The following is a 17,667-nucleotide window of genomic DNA, read 5'->3' as shown; positions in this document are numbered from 1 at the left end:
TTATGAACTCAAACAAAGGAAAAGAAAATGAAAACGCCACGTGATGGTAAACCTGGCACCACCGATCAGTCGCCGCGGTGGGAAGGGCCAAGACAGACCCGCCCGCGCGGCTACCTTCCGGCAGTTGATGATCCGGACAGTGATCGTGATGCTGTTGGTGAAAATCTTAACGATCCCGATCGGACCAAGCTTTCGGACGCTATGAAAACAAAAAAGGACTGAGCTTCACTCTCAGCTGCTTAGTGCACTATCCTGCCCGCCGTACGTCAGGACATAAGACTTTGTCGTGATCGATCGCGCCGGGCTGCTAAAGCTATCTTCCCATGAGAAGCCCGCAGTTCTGCGGTCTCAAGCATTAATCTGAAGAGCCACCGACGAAGGTCCATGCCGATGCGATAGGATTTAAGTTCGGAGACGGCTCGACGTAACGTACGCTCGACCAGAAGCTTTGACCGTTGCGGATCCGTCTCGAGTGTACTGGCGAACTGCCTCAGCGACGGAAGCAATCCAATCACGTCGAACTCCTTTTTGGTGCCTTCGGTCATGACCATCCTCGATCATTGCTCACACACAACGCCTCCACCGCTAACAACATCTTCCTAATATAAAAGGCCCCTCACCAGGGATTCCCAGACAAACGTCCAGGACGTTACGTAACTCTTCGCGGCGATCAGCATCCCTTGGTCCACTGACTTTCAAAGTTCCCGCAGCCCCAGGGATCTAATTGGATGGAAAATGGTTTCCCATCTATGCGGAGCTTAGGACGATAGATGAGATTGAAGGATTTTGCTGAGAAGTTGGGCCTATCCCCAACGACTGTCAGCCGTGCGCTCGCCGGCTATCCAGAGGTGCGCGAGAAAACGCGCCAGCGCGTTTTGAAAGAGGCTAGCCGGTTTGGTTATCGACCCAACAGCACGGCCGTTCGCCTTGCAACCGGTAAAGCAGGCGCTATAGGCATCATCTTTGACCGTTCGCTGGCCTACCAAACCGCAGAATTCATAACGGGAGTGGGACGGGCACTTGTCGCCCGGGAGTGCGAAATGCTGATAGCGCCTGTGGCATCCGGTTCGCAGGATTCCGATATAGAAATGTGCGACAGGTTGGCGAAAGGCGGGCGTGTAGACGCAGTGATATTGAGCAGTCCTTTGGCCGGTGACGCGCGGCTCGCTTCGCTCCTCGAGCAGGGCGTTCCCTTCCTGACCTACGGCCAATTGCCAGAGTGCTCAAATCACGCTTGGTTCGATATCGACAGCGTAGGGTTGGCGAAACTCGCAACGGAACATCTGCTGGATCTTGCGCATCAACGCATCGCCCTGATAAGCGGCCCACAAGAACTCGCTTTTAGTTCGCAACGCCACCGAGGATATCGCGAAGCGCTCGCCGAACGGGCGCTACCATACGATCCTGAAATTGTAGCCAATGGTGACCTGACCGATGAAAACGGATTTGCCCTTGGGCGGTCCTTTTTCGAACAGCACCCGCGTCCCACGGCCGTTGTAACAGGATCTACAACGAGTGCACTTGGCGTCTATCGCGCCGCAAAAGCCTGCGGCCTTATAGTGGGGAGAGATGTGTCGGTCGTAGCTCATGACGATAGACTCGCATATCTGCGCGCCGAACATATGTCACCTACGTTAAGTGCGACGCGTTCATCCCTGCACCGAGCCGGCATGCGTGCAGGCGAGTTGATCCTCGAACTTCTTGCCGGACGACCAGCAAACGAGATCCATGAACTGTGGCCCGTCAACTTCGTGAGGGGCCAATCAACGGATCGTCATCACGGCCGGCGGAGGCATTAGCCAATCAGAGAGAGGCAATCCGTCAAGACGCTCGCGGGGATCGAGGGTCACTCACGAACTGCCGCGGCCCAAGGAACCTCAATGCGGAACCCGCGTTTCGATGGTAGTTATCTGGCGGGACGAAATTCATGACAAAAGCGACAAGGGCACGGGCGGAAATGGAACGAAGCAAGGGTAAGCCCATTGCGCATGGGGCAGGGGATCTCCCCCGGGTTCATGTCGATGAGTATAATTTTGAAATCAAAGACAAGAACGGCTTCATTGGCGACCGAGCCAACAAGGAAGCATTCAAGGAGATGCTCGCACGATGGCGCAAGATCGCATCCGACAACGCCCCCGACCCTCTGGGGCGCAAGCAAACGGAAATGCTCTCGAAAAGAAAGATCGATCGTTTCCTGACTGACGGAAAGCCGGCGGCGGCGGTGACGGTGTGGAGTGCGATCGAGGAGTTCGCCCATGAGCTCGTGTCAGTCTTGCTGCGGTACCTGGCGGAGAAAAGCTGGAGCGGTACACAAAAGGTGGTTGTGGGAGGCGGCTTCGTTTCCAGCCAGGCCGGGGCGTTGAGTATAAAGCGAGCCCAGATGATCCTGAGGAAGCAAGGTTCAGCAATGGAGCTCAATATAATTCGTCATCATCCCGACGACGCGGGGCTGATCGGAAGCGTGCACCTTTTACCTCATTGGATGCTCAAAGGGCACCAAGCGATCCTGGCTGTGGACATCGGTGGAACCAATATTCGGGTTGGTGTCGTCGAACTGAACACGCAAAAGGCTAAGAACTTTACTCATGCGAAGGTTGGCAAATCGCACGTATGGCGGCACGCCGACGATGAGCCGAACCGGACCACGTGCGTTGAAAAGGTCGCCGCGATGCTCAGGCATATGGTGGAATATGCGCGAAAGAAAAAGCTCGATCTCGCTCCGGCAGTCGGCATCGCCTGTCCCGGGATCATCGAAGAAACGGGCTCGATTACCCGCGGTGCGCAAAATCTGCCGGGGGGCAACTGGGAGAGCGAAAGCTTCAACCTGCCCGAGGTCTTGCGACGTGCGGTACCGAAGATTGGAGACCAAGACAGTTTTTTCGTCATGCACAATGACGCCGTCGTACAAGGGTTGTCGCAGCTTCCCTTTCTCGATGATGCACAAAACTGGGGCGTATTGACGATTGGAACAGGCTTGGGCAACGCGCATTTCTCCACGAAGCCTGCAGTGGCCTAGGTAGCATCAAAGGTGATGCCGAGGCCCGTTATCGCTCGAGGTGCCGCTCATTAGTAACTTGTCGATAGTAATGGGAAAGTCGCGGAAACGAGCCCCTGTTGCGTGAAATATCGCATTTGAAACGGCAGCGGCAACACCGATAATGCCGATCTCGCCCAGTCCTTTTGCTCCGATGGGGCTTACCTTGTTGTCATCCTCCTCGACAAAAATCACCTCAAGCCCGTCGATATCGGCATTTGTGGGTACGTGATACTCCGCCAAGTTATGGTTGACGATCCGGCCGATCCGGTGGTCAATCATCCCCTTTTCATGCAACGCCATGCCAATTCCCATCACAATGCCGCCCAGAATCTGGCTTCGAGCGGTCTTGGGGTTAAGGATGCGGCCCGCGGCAATGGCGCTGACAACTCGCGTGACGCGAACAACGCCGAGATCAGCATCCACCTTGACCTCGGCAAACACGGCTGAATGGGTGTAGGCAGCAAATGTCTTGGCGAGTTTCTTGTCTGGCCCGGATACCCCAAGTTCTTCGATCGCCGAGACGCCAATAAAGCTCATGATGTCGGACAATGCCAGACCGACCTGGTGATTGGTCTTGAGAACGAGGCGACCTTCGGCCATTTCGACTTCATTGGCCGCGGCGTGTTTTAGCGGCGTGCCCGAGATGACATGCGCATGCTTGAGGAGAGTTTCAATGACACGCTTTGATGCTGCCTGGACGGCAGTACCAGATGATGCAGCTGTGTAGGATCCGCCTTCGACGGCCGTCCTAGGAAGAGAAGAGTCCCCGATCTCCACGGTAACGTTGTCAATTGAAACATCAAAGCAATCAGCGGCGATCTGGCCGAGGATCGTATAGGTACCGGTTCCGATATCGGAAGCGGCAGCCGACACGTAGACTTTGCCATCAGAAGAAATCCGCACTTTGGCTTGAGCTGGCGACATTTTAGCTTCCCATAAGCCCGTTGCCATTCCCCAACCCACAAGGTCATTTCCCTCGCGCATCGAGCGCGGTTCTGCCGAACGCCCTGACCATCCGAAGCGGGAAGCGCCTTCATGGTAACAAGCCATCAACGCCTTGGAGGTGATTTCCTTGTCTTGGTTCTGGTCCCGATGGGCGAAATTGCGGATGCGGAAATCCAATGGCTCAATTCCTGTGGCGAAAGCGAGTTCGTCAATTGCCACCTCAAGGGCCGTTACACCTGTTGCCGCCCCGGGCGCGCGCATATCGCCTGGAGTAGAGACGTCGAGCTTGACGATTTCATACGTAATCTTGACGTTGTCGCAATGGTAGGCGAGGCCGGACCAATTAGCGACGTTTTCCTGGTAATCTTCATGACGGGACGTCGAATGGACGGCGTGGTGCATGACCGATATCAGGTTTCCATTTCCATCGGCTGCAAGGGAGACCTGTTGGAAACTAGAGGGCCGCCAAGTCAGGTAAAACATCTCGCGGCGGCTCATCTCGACCTTGATCGATCGTCTGAGATCAAGGCTCGCCATCACAGCCAAAAAGAGTTGGTACTTCGGCCGCAATCCCTGCCCGAAAGCACCTCCTACGAAACTGTTCTTCACCGTTAATTTTTCGGACGCTAACCCGAATACATTGCAAATGTACTCGTGGGAGTTCTGCGAGCCCTGGGTTTTGTCATACACGGTCAAATCGCCGTTGCCATTTCGTATCACTGTCGTGGCGAACAGTTCCATCGGATTGTGATGTTCACCATCCATCCGGTATTCGGCGGAAATCTTGTATGGCGCGGTTGCGAAGGCAGCGTGCGCATCGCCGCGAGGCGGCGGCGGCATAGATTGCTCAGAGCGGGGCACTGGCGGCACGTAGCTTTCGTCGAGATTGCGCTCAAGATCAGTTTGCGGACGGTTGGGCAGATAGTGTACCCGCACACAGCTCGCTGCATCTCGTGCCGCCTCGTAGCTGTCGGCAACCACAAGTGCCACGGGCTGACCGTCGAAAAGTATGCGGTCATTTTCTAGCGGGCGGAAGGGATGACCGGGCAGAGCGACCTCATCCTTCCACTTGCTATTTCGGTAAGCGACCGCCGGGCGGTTTTCGTGCGTGAAGACCTTTACGACACCGGGAAAGCAGGCCGCATGATCTATATCGATCGATGCAATCTTACCCGTTGCTATATTGGCGGACACCACGCATCCAAACAGCAAGCCTGCGTCAAAATGTTCGGCGGCATACCGCGCCTGACCGGTTACCTTTAACGGGCCATCCACGCGTGAATGTGGCGCGCCGACCGCTTTGTTTTCGCGTAGCATGTAAAAGCCCTTTACTATCGTGTCTGTCGCGGCCCATTCCCCTGAGATTGGGACGGACCCGTCACCGCCTCGGTCAGTGCACGCACAATGGCGCGCTTCGCCAACACTATTTTGAAATCGTTGGCACCGTATCCTTTGGCGCCGGTCAACAGCCTGTCGGCAAGACGACGGAAAGTTGCTTCTTGCGCCGTTTCCCCAGCGAACTCCGCCTCAACCAGAGGGTCTCGCCAAGGTTTATGCGCCACCCCGCCGAGGGCCAGCCTCACATCAACGATGCGTCCGTCGGATAGATCGATTGCTGTGGCAACGGAGACGAGCGCAAAGGCATAGGAGAGGCGGTCACGCAGCTTCAAATAGCTGTTGTGCGCGACGAAGTGGTTAGGCTCGAGTCGGATCGCGACGACGATTTCGCCAGGTTCCAATGAGTTGTCCCGGTCTGGCTCCTGGCCGGGAAGCCGGTGGAAGTCGGCCAGCGCAATACAACGTTGGCCTTTCGGTCCTATAACCTCGACTGTCGCTCCCAGGGCGGCCAGGCCAACGCACATATCCGACGGATGAACTGCGATGCAGCTTTCGCTCGCACCAAGGATAGCGTGATTTCGATTAAAGCCGCCGCGCGCAGAGCAGCCCGAGCCGGGACGGCGCTTATTGCAAGGCGTGGCAGGATCGTAGAAGTAGTAGCAACGGGTTCGTTGCAGAAGATTACCACCGGTCGTAGCCGCGTTGCGCAATTGTGGTGATGCACCAGCCAGAATGGCGCTTGTGAGTAGGGGATAGCGACTTATCACTCGTCGATCATGGGCGAGCGCCGAATTGCTGACCAGCGCGCCGATCCTCAGCCCGCCGTCGGGCAACTCTTCGATGTCTTTCAACGGCAGGCGGTTGATGTCGATGATCGCTTCTGGATGCACAACATCGTATTTCATCAAGTCAACGAGATTGGTACCGCCCGCGAGGACGAAAGCGCGCGGATTGGCTGAAAGCGCGCGTATCGCATTCTCCACGGATTCGGGCCGGGTGTAGGAAAACGGCTTCATCGTCCGGATCCGTCCGATTTATGCCGACCATTCGACTGCAGGACTGTTTCAATGGCGTCGATGATGTTGGTATAGGCGCCGCACCGGCAGAGATTACCGCTCATCAGTTCTCGGATCTCGGCGCGTGAATACGCTCGGCCTTCGTTGACGAGGCTTATCGCGGAGCAAATTTGCCCTGGCGTGCAGTAGCCGCATTGAAACGCATCGTGATCAAGAAAAGCCTGTTGCATCGGGTGCAAAGCATCCGGAGTGCCGAAGCCTTCGATCGTCATTATATCAGCCCCATCCAGCGATACGGCGAGCTTAAGGCAGGAATTTATGCGTTCACCATCAATCAAGACCGTGCATGCGCCGCATTGTCCATGATCGCAGCCCTTCTTAGTGCCCGTAAGCTCGAGCGGACCGCGCAGCAGATCCAGCAGCGTAATCCATGGGGCGATTTCGACGTTTGTTGTTTGGCCGTTGACCATGAATGATACCGCGCACTTTGGTGCGTGCATCGTCGAGCGTGTGATCACGGGAAACCCTTTCACTGCTGCTCTGGCCAAACGGCAGTCGCCAAAGAATGTTCCAATAGGCCAGACGAATGTTTCCCCGTCGCGCCGATGTCAACAATCATCGATGTCCGCAAAAACAGCAGTATCCTTAGTGATTTTCAACAAGTTCCCTTGAAAACGTAGCCCTTCGCGGACTTCCGGCGGACGATTTTCCGAAGAAGCACCAAAGCGTCAGTCTCGGATGCAAATTGGTGGCTCATCTCCTGGCCGCGCGTACTGATGCGCCCCCAAGCTCGAATGAGGGAAACTTCGCCAAACAGCGTCGGCTGTATCGACAACATATAATAGCGCGCCATGTTGCGGCTTGGATCTATCCGTTGAAAGTATAGGTTGGAGCACTGCTGGGTCATGAACACAGCATCACGTGTTCAAGATTCCACGTCCAATCAGACTTTTGAATCGGTTGGGGCGAACTGATTCATGGTGTTGATGTAAACGCCCGTTCAGAAACAACGGAGAATCTAATGTGCCGGTGCAGGGATGGAGAACGGGACCGCGGCAGCGAAACCCTTTCTTCCGGCGGAATGAATGTGTTGCGGGCGCCTACTGACCAGAATTCATACACAAACTTTGGACCTAGGAGAGCCGATGCCCGACTAAAGCGTTATCCGCGCCTGAGCGTCGCCAGATAATCTTGGATTCAAAAAGATTTTAGGTTGAGGAAATCAGCCTGTCCAAACGGATGCTTTTGGATCGAGCAGGTGTTCTTGGCGGTCACGATGACGGTGTCGCGGGCGGCGATGGATCCGACCTGACAAAGCGACGAAGACGGCCATCGCACTGGAGCGGTCCTATGGCATGGGCAAGAAACTTGCCTCGTATGGCGATCGCCGCCTTCGTCGGATCGAGGAGATCGGGCGCCTTGACCAGGTTGATGGTGCATATTGATCGGCTTCTTCGGGAGCAGTTTGAGAGAGGACAGCAATCCTTGAAGGGCATCTGCGTGCGTGAAGCTGGCGGCTTGGTCTTGCGTCTCGAACTCCCCGCCTGGAAGTCTTGGGCCGCTTGACCAAGTCAGCAGCGGTAAGGGGCTGGATCTGGTATGCGACTTGATTTCGAACCTCTGGCTGGTAGGCGCACCTACGAAATCAAGATTTCTGGGTCGGCGAACAGCCGCCGCCCGTGAGGGTCCAGGACTCCGGGGAAAGGGGATTCGCGTCATGCTAATCCCGGCGATCCGCCTTCTCGACGTTCGATCGCATGAGGGAGCTATGCAGTCTTCGTCGTGTTACCCCGAAATCGGTTGGTCCTGGGCCTTTCCGGTCACCCGGTCGCGCACGCTCTCCAGAATCTCGTCGGACAAGACGGGATCGTTCACCGCCCGGGACATGACGAGAGCGCCGACGAAGCTTGCGACATCTGCGATCGCTTGGCTGCGGTCAGGCTTGAAACCACTCTCCGTCTGCCAGTTCTCCATATGGGCGATCAACCCGCGGATATGATCTGTCACCGGGCCTCGCTCCGCCTCCGGCAGTCTTGCGAGCTCCGGCCCAAGAGCGGCCACGGTGCATCCCGCTCCAACGGCGGCGCGATGCTCTGGTGAAAGATAGGATTTCGCGAAATCGTCCAACGAACCATTGAGGGCATCGGCGCCTAGCATGTTCTGCATCGCATAGGCCAGCGCTTGCTCTGCAAGATCGCTCTTGGATCTGAAGTGGCCGTAGAAGCCGCCATGGGTGAGGCCGGCCCCTTTCATGACGGCATCGACACCGACGGCATGGATGCCATTCTCGCGAAACAGCTTTGCCGCCGTATCGAGAATCCGCTGCCGGTTATCCTTTGCCTGTTCCTTGGTCGGACGCATGCGCAACTCCTTTCGGAAAATACCCTTGACAAATTATATGACGACCGTCATTTAAATGCAATGCATGACGACCGTCATTTAAATTAACCAACCCGGCGGAAACGCTTTTTAGAAGGATGAAGCACATGAGCATGCGTTATAGAGTTTTCGGCCGCACCGGCCTTCGCGTTTCGTCGTTGGCGCTGGGCACCGGCAATTTCGGCACGGGCTGGGGCTACGGCGCGGACCGAGAGACTGCGAAGCAGATATTCGAGGGTTACCGCACCGCCGGCGGCAATTTCATCGATACGGCCGACCAGTATCAGTTCGGCCACTCGGAAACGCTGACCGGCGAATTCATCACTAGCGAGCGCGACGATATCGTGCTCGCTACAAAGTTCTCGCTGGGCGATGCGCCGACCAGCGGCTTGCAGCGCACTGGCAACAGCCGCAAGGCCATGATTCAATCCGTGGAAGCCAGCCTGAAGCGCCTGAACACCGATCGCATCGATCTTCTCTGGGTGCATATGCCGGATGCCGTCACCCCGATCGACGAAATCGTCCGCGGCCTTGATGACCTCTCCCGTTCCGGCAAGATCCTCTATTCCGGCCTGTCGGACTTCCCAGCCTGGCGCGTCGCCACCGCCGCCACCGTGGCAGACCTGCGCGGCTGGTCGCCGATCTCGGCGCTGCAGATCGAATACAGCCTCGTGGAACGCACCGTCGAGCGCGAGCTGATCCCCATGGCCAATGCCTTTGGACTGGGCACCGTTAGCTGGTCACCGCTTGGCGGTGGTCTCCTCACCGGAAAATATCGCAAGGGCGAGACGGGCAGGGCGCAAGGGCTCGGCGCGGTCATCCATGGTGAAAGCGACGATCGCAAGACGGCAACCGTTAACGCGGTTCTGGCGATTGCCGAGGAAACCGGACTTCCTGCCGGTCAGATCGCCATCGCCTGGGTACTAGCCAAAGGCTCAACGCTGCCGATCATCGGTCCGCGCACCAAGGAGCAGCTCGACGACAATCTTTCAGCACTCAATGTTCGCCTGACCGAAGAGCAGATCGCCCGCCTCGATACCGCCAGCGCCATCCCGCTCGGCTTCCCCTACGACATCGTTATCGGCAGTCGCGGTCGTCTGGCGGGCGGCAAGGAGGATGTGATGGACTGGCCGGCCGCTGCGGTGAAGTGAGGCCGTTGATCGTCCATCCGTCATGCTCGGCCCGGGGCGAAGCTTCCGTTTCGCGGGGTGAGTCCTCGGCTCACCAGCCGGGGATGACGGAGTGGCCCCCGGACAGAAGCCCAATGTCGCTGCGACGATGTCGAAGCAGCCCTCCATGGACGTGTTCTTTCGACGTCGGCAAGGCTTCCGCACCGTCATCTCCTAACTAAATGTTTACCGGACGATGACGATGGCGAAGGCTATTTCGATGTGTTCGACGAGCGGAGCCAACACGCGGCCATAGGATACCGCGTCCTCGTCCGTGCGTTTCGACTTCGAGATGATAGAGGCCCCCAAGCGGGCCGCGAATGTGGCTCATCGGCCCGGCTCCAATCGGTCTCGAAGGACTCCTCGATCTCGAGAACGATGAGCACAGAGGATCTGCTGGTTGAGTTGGCAGCAACGAGCCGTTGGATGGCTGGAGCGCTTCAGGCTATGACGTCGATCTCGATCAGTTCAAGGCGCTGTGCCCGAACCGGGTTCAGTAGCAGCCAGATAAAAAAAGCCTCCGCGTGTCGGAGGCTTTGGTGGGAGCTTAGAATTTCACGTCGCTACGCCATAACGGCGTTGAATGTAATGTCACCGCGTTCGCCGCGCTTGCTATGCGGACGAACGGTAATTTCCACATCTTGGTCGAAGGCCGTCAGCATCCGCATGAGTCGTTCAACCGACCAGCCGCGGAACTGTCCGCGCAGAATGTGCGATAGGTCGGGTTGACCAACGCCGAGCAGCATGGCGGCGGCAGTTTGCGTCAGCTTACGGGCCTTGATATGCCGGTGCAGGACAACGACGATTTGGGCCTTAAGCAGATTTTCCTCTGCGTCGGGGAGCCCCAAATCAGCAAAGATGTTGCCGCTGCCAACTACAGCAACTACAGGCTCTACGTTCGATTTCATGGCTTGCGCCCTCCTTCGTTAAAGTTCAGCCGGTAATGCTCCTCAGCATCACGTAGCCGTTGCTTGATGAGGTCGATCTCGTGTTTTGGGGTCGCAATGCCCTTCTTCGACTTCTTTTGAAAGACATGAAGTACATATAGGGCTTGCTCGAAACGCACGGTGTAAACGGCCCGGAAGGTGTCACGGTCATGGGCCTTGACAATTTCAATGATAGACCGACCTCCGAACCCCTTCAACGCTTTCGCATCAAGCGGTTCTTCGCCACATTGGGCTTCATGCAATGCATAGCCCATTTCTTGGCGAACGTCGTCAGGCAGTCCCAACAGATCTTTCTTACTGGACCCCAAAAATACACAAGGTTTGGGGGTAGGGGCTGCGGGCTTCATGGACATACTATGGGTATATCGCCATAATTATGTCAAGTAATTTTAGAAGAAAATGACAACCATCGCTGCTCGTCGTCTGGTCTCGTCGACCGCGGCCTCGAATTCATCGAGTAGCTCGCCCGGGTAGTCTGGGGTCCCGACAGAACGGTCATCAGATTGCCGCATCAGCCGTTCGTAGTCATCAATGTTGAGTAGCATGAGGCGCGGCTTGTTGCGTTGCTTGATCGTGGCCGGATGACGCAACGGCGGGTGCGCGGCATGCTGATTGCCCCGCCTGAAGCGTAGCGCCATTGGCCTGTTCAGCGAGACCAGAAGAGTGTGTGCTCGCCGTTGTCGCCCTGGGACAAGACCGGGGCAGTGAAACGACGGGCGAGGTGTTCGCGCCAGGAGTGCGGTTGTTACCGTTTTATGTGATGTTATTTCATTATGTCAGATCAGATAAGAGTAATTATGGAACTGGACGGTCATTTGGGCAGTGTTGCTTTTCTGGATTAGCCGAGCGCCTTCAAAGCCCTGTTCCTCCTGGCCCTGGTGACGATCGAGCGAAAGCGAAAAAGCAACAAACCGCCCATTTCCGCTCCTGCAACAACTAATCCTGTGCGCGAGGTCGCCAAAGCATTGTCTTCCAAAGCAAATCTTTCGCTCACTCACCCAGCTTCATTGCCGAAACGGCATTCTTTGGAACATGGCCACGGTTTCGTCCGTGTTGCCTTTTGCGCTTAAATCGCCGTTGAAGCCGCCGTGAATTCCTCGATATAGTACGGTTTCGGCTATTGCTTTTCCGGTAGAACGTCAGAGGCGCGCTCGTCAGGACAAGCGATTTCCCGATGCCAGTCAATCTTGTTTCTTCCTCGCTGCCAGTGACGATTTCCGGAATGGTCATCGTCGGTTTTTTCGGCGCTCCGCATTCTGGGCCACGATCTGAGCGATGTGCTGGAGCCTTCGTTGGAGCTGTCTTTCAACCAGCGCTGAATATTGCACGCCGGATCACAATCCAGAGTCGATCATGTTCGCCTCGGGACGCCAAATCTCCCTTCGGACCGATCACCAAGGCGTGCGTCCCGAGGGTTCCTAAGTGTCATCGTCTTCGGCGTCGCAATCCAAACCATCCTTCACGCGCTGAACTGCTTCCGCCACAGCGGCTTCCAGATACGAAACCTCGTCATCGGTCAGCTCCCCGAACAGGCCGCGTTTCTTTTTCGAGATGCGGCCGTTCTGTAGGCACAGCTTGACGAACAAAGCCGCCCTGCGGTTGGGCATATCGATTACATCGGTCAAAGCTGTGTAGCCGGCATCGAAATAACGAATGTAGTCGAGTTCCTCCTTGAGGTCTTTCTGCACCGTCTCGGCGATCTTCTGATAGATGAACTCCACCGATGGAGTGCCATCGAAATATCGATAGAGGTGGGCGGTGTCGTTCCTGACGATGATGTTGTGATCCCTGTCCCATCGCCAGTCCGTTCTTTCCAATGCGGGACGCGAGAACGTATCAAGCGTGGCCCCGTATGCTTTTTCGTCACGGATGATGGCGGCGGATACCGGGAAGAGAAAGTCGGGGGGGGTGAAGCCTTCTCTGGACAGGACGTTGTGGATCAGGAAGCGGTGGATTCGCCCGTTGCCGTCTTCGAACGGATGTATGTAGACGAAAGCGAAAGCGACAACCGTCGCCGCGACCACAGGGTCCGACATGCCCCTGAGCCGCTTGGTCAGCAATGACCAATCGGCCATCAACGGTTCGACATCCTCGGGTTTCGGGCATATGAAATGGACCTTTTCAAATCCGGGGCCGATCGTCTGCCCGACGAAATTCTGGAAATCGCGGAAATCGTTTGCCGCATATCTCGGATCGACGATCGTATTCTGCAGCTCGACGAGATCGCGTTTGCTCGCCGGATCGAAAGCCGCGGTATTCCTCAGCGCGGCAACGAAGCGTTCTGCTCTCTGCGCGGTGGGCTCTTCGCGCTCGATCTCAAAGGAGGATTTCGTCTCCTTGGTGAACAGGTACTGGATCGCTCTGGCAAGGAGTGCTGGGTCGCAATCGTTTACGATGTCTTGAGCCTGCCTGTTGATTTCCGACGCTCTTGCATCGGCTATCAGCCTCGTGGGACGTACGGTGACGCATAGTCCCGGCACGCCGAGCATGTTGTCGACAACCTTGTGGCGTTGTGAGAATCTGCCGGCCGCGCCGATGTTTTTCTTTTCATCCAGCGCATGGACGTAATTCACGGTACCCGCGTCTGGCAGAGAAAGCCGTGCTCCAGTGAACCATTCATAGAGAAACCATGCCCGGCGGGCGAACGCACCTTTTGGCTCGGTTTTGACCCAGGCTTCGATCTCTGCCGGATCGACCTTGTTCATGGTCTGGGCTATGACGCCCATGTCGAGTGTTTCATTCTTCAGAGCGAATTTGAGGTTTCCTGCAGTGCTTTCTTCGGGAGCATAGACAAGGGGGTACTTTTCAATGACTCTCCCCTCTTCTACATATGTTTTCCGAGACGTCTGGCCGCACCAGGACTCGACGGCTGGCGCAGGGCAATCCAAGCCCAGATGCGTCTTCAGCCAATTCTGTCCGACTGGGAATTCGCTCATCGTGGAAGCCGCCCGTTCAAAAACGCATTCGCTTGTTAAGATTCGTTTTATTTTACCTTCTACCGTCAAAAAACGCTATATGGCCAAGCATTTTCGGAAGAGCGCCCTCAAAAATGCATTCGAGCGTAAAAAATGCGATGCAAAAATGCCTTAGCGTCGAAAAACGTATTCGAGATTGCATCAACGCCGAACAATCCAAGCCGGATCACACCCCGTGTCGCAGGCGGCAGGAGGAAAGGCGGCGAGCGCCATAGGCTCCGCAGCTATGAAGAAAGCAACAAAGGCTCTAAACGGTCCGCGCTACACCGTCCACCTGTGTTGCGAATCCGGTCTGGAATAAAAGCAACAAACAGAGCGCGTGTTGCAACAAGCAGGTCAGGCATGACGGTCCAAGAACGCCTTTATTGTTGGGCCATCGATATACTCACTCACTCAGCTACAGAGCCGAAACCGCACTCTTGAAACTACAAATATGCCGCTGATGAGGCTTTGAGGCCGCCTTGCGAAGCTTCCGAACTGGGAAGACACCCAACGGCAAATAACGCCAACTGGACGCCTTCGATGAAGACAAAACGTCGCCTGCTGGGAACGCCTCGTTGACTCTACTCTTCTCCGAACTCCAGAGGCATATCGGGGCTTCATGCAGAATACTTAGATGCGAATCCGATCCGCCGCCACTATGCAGGCGGCCATGTAACGTGTGCGCAAAGAGGTATTGCTCCGGTGGACGAAGTAACGGATTACGACATGTCGGAGCATCGCAGATAATTATAGGTGCAACTTTACATTGTATTCAGACAAAATATTGCTTCTATGCCCGATCCATTCAAAGATTCTCACTTTGCTAACCATTTTGCATCACGTTCCCTCAGCCACCCGACGATGATCTCGGGAATTGCACTTGTGTGTGACATGACTTCATCACGTCAGAAATGAATTCGGCGCGCCAGAAGAGACATGTCCACGTTGAGAAATGTCCATCATGAGAATCAAGAACCAATTCATCATCCTGGCATCCGCCACCGGTGTCGCTATTACGGGCCTGGTCGGTAGCCTGTGGGGATACGACGGCGCTGCCACGGATGTGACAAAGGCCTACGACCAGAAGTACCGATCTTATCTGCTTGCCGATAATTTGCGCCAGTCGTCCGACGACCTCACTCGTCTGGTGCGGACATATGCCGAAACCGGCGACGTTTCTTTCAAGGAACAATACAATGCCGTCGTAGAGATCAGAAACGGTACACGGCCGCGCCCGCAAGACTATCACCGGATCTATTGGGACTTCGTCGCAAGCGGAGAGACCAAGCCCCGTCCAGATGGTGTCGCCGTTTCCCTAAACGACCTCATGAAGCAGGCCGGCTTCACGGACGAGGAATTCTCGCTCCTTGACGAGGCCGGCAAGCGCTCCGACGCCCTGATCAAGCTGGAAACCGAGGCGATGGATCTCGTGGACAATGCCGCGACGAAGGGGCCGGAGTCCCAGCGCAAGGCGACGCAGATGCTTAACTCGCCGGACTACCATCGCTATAAGGCCGAGATCATGAAGCCGGTCGATACCTTCTTCGTCAAACTCGAAGCGCGCACCCAAGCCGCAGTGGATGAGGCGAACGCGCGTGCCTCCTTCTACTGGAGCCTGACGATCGCTGCCATGTCCGCTCTCGTTTTGATGCTTGCCATTGTCGGTCTCGTGACCTTCAAGCGGATCATTGGCGGCATGTACAAACTCGGTGCGTCGATGGGCCTCGTCGCAGGTGGGCAGTTGGACGCCCAGATCGATCTTGCAAAGAACAATGACGAAATCGGCGACATGGGCAAGGCGCTGGAAGTTTTCCGGCAAGGCGCGATCGCCAACAGGCGATTGGAGAAAGAGGCGGAAGAAAATCGCAGGCGTGCGAAGGCCGAGCGGATTGCGACGCAGGAAAAGGCCGAAGCCGATGCAGCCGAACGCCTCCGCGTTGCGACCTCCGGACTCGCCGCCGGCCTGAAGCGCCTCGCCTCCGGCGACCTCGCTTTCCAGCTCAACGAGGCCTTCGCGCAGGATTTCGAAGCCTTGCGCCGCGACTTCAACCAGTCCGTCTCCCAGCTCGGCACGACGATGTCCGAAATATCGAACTCGATCTCTGGGCTCGATACCGGCACCCGCGAGATCGCCGACGGTACGGACGACCTATCGAAGCGCACCGAGCAGCAAGCGGCCTCGCTCGAGGAAACGGCCGCAGCTCTTGACGAGATCACTGTCAACGTCGCCAATTCCAGCAAGCGCACCGAAGAAGCCAAGAATGTCGCGAGCCGCGCCAATCAATCGGCTGCCGAATCTGCGCAAGTTGTCTCACATGCTGAAGAGGCCATGCGCAAGATCGAGGAAAGCTCACAACAGATTTCCAACATCATCGGCGTCATTGACGAGATTGCTTTCCAGACCAATCTCCTGGCGCTGAACGCCGGGGTGGAGGCGGCACGGGCGGGCGATGCCGGCAAGGGCTTTGCCGTCGTAGCCCAGGAAGTGCGGGAACTTGCCCAGCGGTCCGCCCAAGCGGCCAAGGAAATCAAGGGGCTCATCCATAACTCGTCTACAGAAGTCGGAAACGGAGTGAAACTGGTTCGCGATGCCGGTTCGGCATTGAAAACCATCAGCGGCTTCATCGTCGAGATCAACGCGCACATGGAATCGATCGCCACATCCGCGAAAGAACAGTCAGTGGGGCTTGCCGAGGTCAACACGGCTGTCAATTCGATGGACCAGACGACCCAGCAGAATGCCGCAATGGTGGAACAATCGAACGCGGCATCAAACACACTTGCCTCGGAAGCCGTCAGGCTGCGGGAACTGGTCAGCCAGTTCAGGCTCGAAGGCATGACCGCGACGCATCCCGGCTCACCGCGCGTTGCCCGCAGCGCTGATTCCGCAGTCGCCTCCCCTGCCCGCTCGCTCAACCGTAAGGTCGCGTCCGCATTCAGCGGCAATGCGGCGCTGGCAACCAGCGACTGGGAAGAGTTCTGAGAGGTTGATATTTAGCATTTCGTCTTGGACGCGCTCGCGAGCAACGGAGCGCGTCCAACGATGGCCTTTAGACGCACAAGGCTCGCCACCATCGTAGTCTCTCTATTTCGTAAAAAGCGAGGAGATCAACCCGCAGGGACAACCGCGCTGCTTGCTCGGCTCACGGATCCTTGTCTCAGCCGATCGCTACTTCAAGCAACGCATCGCGCCGGCATCGAGGCAGCCATGACCGAGATCAAGGGTGAAACTTTCAAAGAAGGCTTTAACTTCTCTTCACGCAAAGGAACGTGGCCGATCAATCCAATAGGCCTTTGATCGTCGCGACAGGCAAAAACATGCGCATCGGCATCGATGGCAACGACTGGAAGCCATACCCAGCGTAGAGTTCGACGCGACGCCTCGTCTTTTCCTCATTGCCAGATTCGAGGACGTCAAGGAGAACAACGGCGATCCCGATCTGGTCGGCAATTCGGGCAATCCGTTTGAGACAATCGGCAAGGAGATCGCCACCGTAACCGCCACTCCTATAGCGCTCATCGCGCCCCACCATCGAGATATAGGCTGCAGGAATGCTGCCCGGCCCGATCCGTACCACGCACATCTCCTGTTCGGTTCCTATTGCTACGCCCAGGCATGGCGCATCCGCACGGAGAAGCTCGCGCGCGAGATCAGCGAGGATCGCTGGTGGGCAATCGAGATGGTGTGGTCCGTCGGCTCGGCCCATCTGCTGAGGGCGCTTGCACTTTCGGCCCGACCCGCACTCGCCGCAGCAAAGATGTCGAACCTTCACGGACCGTTCGGTGAACCGGCATGGCTGACGGCCCTTGCGGCGGCGCGCTCACAGGCCGAACAGATATCGCCTAATTGACACCCGTCCCCGATAGTCCGGGGGCGAG

At 56.6% G+C, this 17,667-nt stretch carries 17 protein-coding genes; 6 read left to right on the top strand and 11 right to left on the bottom strand.

Going from position 1 to position 17,667, the window contains the following annotated elements; translation table 11 throughout:
• Positions 1 to 27: 27 nt before the first annotated feature.
• Positions 28 to 222 carry a hypothetical protein gene (locus C6558_RS12580; protein ID WP_082557473.1) on the top strand — a complete coding sequence of 65 codons (195 nt, stop codon included), beginning with the start codon at positions 28 to 30 and terminating at the stop codon, positions 220 to 222.
• Between the two features lie 44 nt (positions 223 to 266).
• Here the strand turns inward: C6558_RS12580 and C6558_RS12575 are convergent, their stop codons facing one another.
• Positions 267 to 545 (bottom strand): hypothetical protein, encoded by a 279-nt coding sequence (locus tag C6558_RS12575; RefSeq protein WP_146160883.1) that lies wholly within the window; start codon positions 543 to 545, stop codon positions 267 to 269.
• A gap of 225 nt (positions 546 to 770) precedes the next feature.
• On the opposite strand from C6558_RS12575, the gene C6558_RS12570 reads away from it, so the two are divergent.
• Positions 771 to 1,799, top strand: coding sequence for a substrate-binding domain-containing protein (locus C6558_RS12570; RefSeq protein WP_057218487.1), 1,029 nt, complete (start codon positions 771 to 773; stop codon positions 1,797 to 1,799).
• 128 nt (positions 1,800 to 1,927) lie between these two features.
• Positions 1,928 to 3,016 carry an ROK family protein gene (locus tag C6558_RS12565; protein ID WP_057218489.1) on the top strand — a complete coding sequence of 363 codons (1,089 nt, stop codon included), beginning with the start codon at positions 1,928 to 1,930 and terminating at the stop codon, positions 3,014 to 3,016.
• 6 nt (positions 3,017 to 3,022) lie between these two features.
• On the opposite strand, the gene C6558_RS12560 is transcribed toward C6558_RS12565, so the two are convergent.
• The 5 genes from C6558_RS12560 to C6558_RS12540 all read right to left on the bottom strand — a co-directional run bounded on the left by C6558_RS12560 (position 3,023) and on the right by C6558_RS12540 (position 8,697).
• A complete protein-coding gene (locus C6558_RS12560; protein WP_057218490.1) occupies positions 3,023 to 5,299 on the bottom strand; it encodes a xanthine dehydrogenase family protein molybdopterin-binding subunit in 2,277 nt (758 codons plus the stop codon).
• A 14-nt stretch (positions 5,300 to 5,313) separates the two neighbouring features.
• A complete protein-coding gene (locus C6558_RS12555) occupies positions 5,314 to 6,336 on the bottom strand; it encodes a xanthine dehydrogenase family protein subunit M (RefSeq protein WP_057218492.1) in 1,023 nt (340 codons plus the stop codon).
• Complete coding sequence (locus tag C6558_RS12550; RefSeq protein WP_082557474.1) at positions 6,333 to 6,836, bottom strand: (2Fe-2S)-binding protein; 504 nt, start codon at positions 6,834 to 6,836, stop codon at positions 6,333 to 6,335. The genes C6558_RS12555 and C6558_RS12550 overlap by 4 nt, the downstream gene beginning before the upstream one ends.
• A 155-nt stretch (positions 6,837 to 6,991) precedes the next feature.
• The gene (locus C6558_RS12545; RefSeq protein ID WP_057218496.1) at positions 6,992 to 7,243 is read right to left on the bottom strand and encodes a WGR domain-containing protein; all 252 of its coding nucleotides are present in this window, start codon (positions 7,241 to 7,243) and stop codon (positions 6,992 to 6,994) included.
• Positions 7,244 to 8,121: 878 nt separating this feature from the next.
• Complete coding sequence (locus C6558_RS12540) at positions 8,122 to 8,697, bottom strand: TetR/AcrR family transcriptional regulator (RefSeq protein WP_057218500.1); 576 nt, start codon at positions 8,695 to 8,697, stop codon at positions 8,122 to 8,124.
• A gap of 131 nt (positions 8,698 to 8,828) precedes the next feature.
• Between C6558_RS12540 and C6558_RS12535 the strand changes: the two genes are divergently transcribed.
• Positions 8,829 to 9,866 carry an aldo/keto reductase gene (locus C6558_RS12535; RefSeq protein WP_057218675.1) on the top strand — a complete coding sequence of 346 codons (1,038 nt, stop codon included), beginning with the start codon at positions 8,829 to 8,831 and terminating at the stop codon, positions 9,864 to 9,866.
• Positions 9,867 to 10,447: 581 nt separating this feature from the next.
• Here the strand turns inward: C6558_RS12535 and C6558_RS12530 are convergent.
• The 4 genes from C6558_RS12530 to C6558_RS12515 form a co-directional block, all read right to left on the bottom strand.
• Positions 10,448 to 10,792 carry a helix-turn-helix domain-containing protein gene (locus tag C6558_RS12530; RefSeq protein ID WP_057218502.1) on the bottom strand — a complete coding sequence of 115 codons (345 nt, stop codon included), beginning with the start codon at positions 10,790 to 10,792 and terminating at the stop codon, positions 10,448 to 10,450.
• Positions 10,789 to 11,178: a type II toxin-antitoxin system RelE/ParE family toxin gene (locus C6558_RS12525; protein WP_057218676.1), complete on the bottom strand. Its 390-nt coding sequence runs from the start codon at positions 11,176 to 11,178 to the stop codon at positions 10,789 to 10,791. The genes C6558_RS12530 and C6558_RS12525 overlap by 4 nt, the downstream gene beginning before the upstream one ends.
• A gap of 42 nt (positions 11,179 to 11,220) precedes the next feature.
• A complete protein-coding gene (locus tag C6558_RS12520; RefSeq protein ID WP_057218504.1) occupies positions 11,221 to 11,469 on the bottom strand; it encodes a hypothetical protein in 249 nt (82 codons plus the stop codon).
• Between the two features lie 780 nt (positions 11,470 to 12,249).
• Positions 12,250 to 13,767 (bottom strand): Fic family protein, encoded by a 1,518-nt coding sequence (locus tag C6558_RS12515; RefSeq protein ID WP_063963229.1) that lies wholly within the window; start codon positions 13,765 to 13,767, stop codon positions 12,250 to 12,252.
• Between the two features lie 982 nt (positions 13,768 to 14,749).
• On the opposite strand from C6558_RS12515, the gene C6558_RS12510 reads away from it, so the two are divergent.
• Positions 14,750 to 16,771: a methyl-accepting chemotaxis protein gene (locus C6558_RS12510; RefSeq protein ID WP_245449157.1), complete on the top strand. Its 2,022-nt coding sequence runs from the start codon at positions 14,750 to 14,752 to the stop codon at positions 16,769 to 16,771.
• 295 nt (positions 16,772 to 17,066) lie between these two features.
• Here the strand turns inward: C6558_RS12510 and C6558_RS40685 are convergent, their stop codons facing one another.
• The gene (locus tag C6558_RS40685) at positions 17,067 to 17,366 is read right to left on the bottom strand and encodes a hypothetical protein (RefSeq protein WP_244496013.1); all 300 of its coding nucleotides are present in this window, start codon (positions 17,364 to 17,366) and stop codon (positions 17,067 to 17,069) included.
• On the opposite strand from C6558_RS40685, the gene C6558_RS40680 reads away from it, so the two are divergent.
• Positions 17,262 to 17,639: a DUF4034 domain-containing protein gene (locus C6558_RS40680; protein WP_371412268.1), complete on the top strand. Its 378-nt coding sequence runs from the start codon at positions 17,262 to 17,264 to the stop codon at positions 17,637 to 17,639. The two genes, C6558_RS40685 and C6558_RS40680, sit on opposite strands and share 105 nt — an antisense overlap.
• Positions 17,640 to 17,667 lie beyond the last annotated feature (28 nt).

This window comes from Ensifer sp. NM-2 (assembly GCF_003024455.1).
Lineage (GTDB): Bacteria > Pseudomonadota > Alphaproteobacteria > Rhizobiales > Rhizobiaceae > Ensifer > Ensifer canadensis.
The sequence above is the reverse complement of the archived record's forward strand: the minus strand, read 5'-3'. Positions and strand labels throughout refer to the sequence as shown.